The organism is Mesorhizobium sp. M7A.F.Ca.MR.362.00.0.0 (genome assembly GCF_004023175.1).
Taxonomy (GTDB): Bacteria; Pseudomonadota; Alphaproteobacteria; order Rhizobiales; family Rhizobiaceae; genus Mesorhizobium.
On record NZ_RZTF01000599.1, the window covers coordinates 1 to 2571 of the forward strand.

Below are 2571 nucleotides of genomic sequence, written 5' to 3' on the forward strand. Positions count from 1 at the left end.
GGTGTAGTCGGTGTCCGTCCAGGACAGGACCTTGGTTTCCAGATTGTCGAGGATGAATTCTCCGAGGCTGGTGCGCACGGTCAGCACCGCGTGGCCGTCGCCATTCGGCTGGCGCGCCACTGTCATCAGCAAATTGCCGGCCGGCACGCCCGCATCCATCAACTCGCGGCGCTTTTCCAGCGCGTAATCCTCGCAATCGCCATAGCCATTGGCCGGATAGGCCCAATATTCCTCGACACCGTAGTTTTCCATGTCGGTGCGCGGCTTGATGCGAGTGTTGACCGAATTGTTGATGTTGACGATCGTCGCCCACAGTTTGCGGGTCAGTTCGACCGGCGCACCCTTCGGGGTCCGTTCGCTGCATTCGCCAGGACTGCGCTGGCAGAACTCATAATGGCCAACAGGCTGGGTGGTGCGTCCGCCGGTGTGCATATAGGCCGGTCCCGCGGCATATGCTGATCCCCAAGCGGAAAGCTGCATCGCCATTGCCACCAGCAACAGCTTGCCCCTCGTGTTCTTCATTGTTGTAGTCTCCCCGTTCGAAGGAGACATTGCCACATGTGGATTTATTTGACGCAAAAGCTCGAAGTAGATATTGAGTAAAACTCCAGTAGAATAAACGTAAAATTTGAACCATTTGAGTATTAATTCGTTTGGATATTGAGGCGCAAATCTCGGCGCGCGGAGGGCTCCCCCGCCAAGAGTGGCGAAGCATGCCGGTCATGGCGTCGAAAACAAAAAACCGGCCACAAGGGCCGGTTTCCTGGAGTGTCGCTGTCGGGCCTGCTCAGGTGCGTGGCGTGTTGAATTCGGAATCGAGCGTTTCGGGGCGCTGGATCACAGCGAATTCGATGGCGACGCCGTCCTCGAAATGACGCACGACCTGCCCGCGCATGGTGCCAAGCATAACCTGGATGCCAATCGCCGGCTTGACGTCGATCTCGACCGCGGCGCCGGAGAGCGAAAGGTCGATGATACGGCACTGGTACTGGCGACCGTCGGTGAGCTGCAGCACGCTGGTCGGATTGCGCGGCGCGACGCGCTCGTGGCGGCGATCTTCCGGCAGGTCGAGTTCATGCTTGTTGGCGAGCCAGGTCAATTGCGCGGCCAGCTTGTCCTTCTTGCGATCCGACGCGATGACGGTCATCGCGAAACCGTCCTGCAAGGTGCGGGTGACGACACCTTCGATGCGGCCGATATGATCGATGTAGGCAATGATTTTTTCGCCGGGCATGCCGATGCGGTCGGTGCGAAACGCGACATTGCCCGGTGACATGTCGACGACCTGGCAGGGGTGTTCGGTGCGGTCTTCCAGCATGAAGCGTCCGTAGATTTTAACCCGGACGCGCTGAAAGTTACGCCTTTCAGCTTGGGACGGCGCATAGTCGACCGCCGCTGACCTCATGACTGCCTACACCCCGTTTGGCATCCCGCGCGCCGATGCGAGGAACTTCGTCAGAGAAGTACAACAAAGCGGGTTAACAAAGGGAAAAAGCGGGCGCTCCAGGGGTTTCCTTTTTGCAGGTCGCGGTGCCAAAACAGCCGCGCAGTTTTGGGCGACGTGCATCAGGCCGCAAACGGACTATTCCTCGCGCCCGCCATCGAACACGACGAGATGCCGAATGCGGCGCGCCCGGCCGAGTGCCGAGATCGTCTCGGGTGCTCCAAGTTCATCGGGAACGAGCGAGGGAACATCGATCGCCGGGCGATTGTTGAGAAGCTCCTTCTCCGGATCGATGACGCGTATCGAATCGATCAACGCGTCGGTGATCGGATCGGCACCCAGCCAGAAGGGCTTCTCCACGGCGCTGATGACGCCCAGGCAGCGCGGATTTTCGACGCCGCCGTCCAGCGGCAGGGCAAGCAGTTCGAACTTGTTTGAGCGCCCGTTGCGGCTGAAACCCTCATAGCTGATGAGCACGACCGACTTCTGCTCGAAGACGCCATGGATCAGCCGCGAGACGAGCCGCTGATCCTTCTCGCGCCACAGCGATGGAAAGGAAAACCCCTTGAGTTCGCGGCCGTAGCAGGCGCAAAGCCTGGTGCCGGCCAGCCGGAATACGGCTTGCCCGCGCGTGTCCCGTTCCAGGATAAAGGTGTCGGCCAGCAGCGACTTGATGTCGGCCGGCTCGACCTCCGAACGCTTCGGGGCAGGACGTCCGTCACGCAGGCGATTCCAATATTGGAACAGCGTGATCGATCCATTCTGGTTCATGCTATGCTGCTCCGCGCATTCTGTCGTCTGATGTCCCATCGGTGAACAGAAGGGCGCCCTCCGATGACCTACATGCGTTGCGGAGCAGGAAGCGTGCCAGCGTCGTTAACACTTGTTCACGGGTCGGGGCCGTTAAGGTTAACAAGTGGTTTACGTTGCATCGAAGCGAGCCCCGTGGCACACAAAAACCACTCCAGAAGCGGTCGTTTCGCGACGATCGGCAGCACTTCAGTCAAGAGTTTTAGGGGAGCAGGGGGCTCGACCAGCCGTTCAAGGGAAACCTTGAACGGCTTCTTTTTTGATTCGTGCCGCGGCGATTCGCGGTTTGCGGTTCGGTCCGTGGTGATCTAGATGCT

3 protein-coding genes are annotated in these 2571 nt (G+C 59.5%); all 3 read right to left on the reverse strand.

Going from position 1 to position 2571, the window contains the following annotated elements:
- A partial coding sequence (locus EOC06_RS35740) for a transglutaminase-like cysteine peptidase (RefSeq protein WP_128310014.1) occupies positions 1-522 on the reverse strand: 522 nt, incomplete at its 3' end.
- A gap of 265 nt (positions 523-787) precedes the next feature.
- On the reverse strand, positions 788-1405 hold the full coding sequence (locus EOC06_RS35745) for a PilZ domain-containing protein (protein ID WP_023812149.1): 618 nt from the start codon (positions 1403-1405) through the stop codon (positions 788-790).
- Between the two features lie 177 nt (positions 1406-1582).
- Positions 1583-2215, reverse strand: a complete 633-nt coding sequence (locus tag EOC06_RS35750) for a PAS domain-containing protein (RefSeq protein ID WP_023812148.1) — start codon at positions 2213-2215, stop codon at positions 1583-1585.
- Positions 2216-2571 lie beyond the last annotated feature (356 nt).

Bases quoted from the DNA above. Each gene is read 5' to 3' on its own strand.
- EOC06_RS35750 (WP_023812148.1), bottom strand. From the start codon at position 2,215: ATGAACCAGAATGGATCGATCACGCTGTTCCAATATTGGAATCGCCTG.
- EOC06_RS35745 (WP_023812149.1), bottom strand. From the start codon at position 1,405: ATGAGGTCAGCGGCGGTCGACTATGCGCCGTCCCAAGCTGAAAGGCGT.